The organism is Vibrio sp. 10N.222.55.C6 (assembly GCF_041473395.1).
Lineage (GTDB): Bacteria > Pseudomonadota > Gammaproteobacteria > Enterobacterales > Vibrionaceae > Vibrio > Vibrio crassostreae_C.
In genome coordinates this window covers 1-660 of sequence record NZ_JBFRSD010001028.1, presented here as the reverse complement: position 1 = coordinate 660, position 660 = coordinate 1, and the positions used below count along the sequence as shown (strand labels likewise).

General features: G+C 44.7%; 1 protein-coding gene. It reads left to right on the top strand.

Annotated features, from left to right (window positions below):
• On the top strand, positions 1 to 660 hold a 660-nt coding region (locus AB4486_RS27390; protein WP_372119940.1), incomplete at both ends, for a hypothetical protein.

Sequence of the window (660 nt, the reverse complement as noted above, 5' to 3'; positions counted from 1 at the left end):
GTACAAAGCCCCCCTAGTCATAAGGCTAGCCATAACTCTCAGCAGTTAGTCCTATGGTGTTTGTCAGATTGTCAGGTATTCACCCAAAACGGCTTACCTACTTATACGCCATCACTAGCTGATCTGATTGAAGGGGCTAATGGTCAGTTAAATCCAGAGCGGAGTTTTATTCGTACTCATTCGGTTAGCCGCTTTAATCAGGCACGTCAGGGGCTCGATAGTGAACAGCTACTGATCGGCAAAGGCTCGGTATTGGTTTTCGAGGATGTTTCTATAACGACCAATCAGATAGAGCAGTTACAACAAAACGGTATTGGTCTCAACTTACAGCAAGGTTTGGGTTGGGTTGATGTGAACCCCTCATGGGCTGAACGGCCTGAACTGAACGAAGACTTGTTATTCTCACCTATCGTTGTTGAAAGCTCTTCTAATCAAAGTTCGTTAGTTAGTGTTGAAGTCGTAGATGTTGAAAAAACAGAAGTAACAACGCCTCTAACACGTTGGGCGAAAACAAAACTAGACCAAACTACACAAGGTCATAGCTGTAGGCGTCAAGCGAATGAATTAATTAGAGAAATTCTGCAAGTTTACAGTCGCTGTCGTAGTTATAACCACGTCAAGGCATCCTGTGCGATTGGTCCCTCACGGACACAGTGGGGA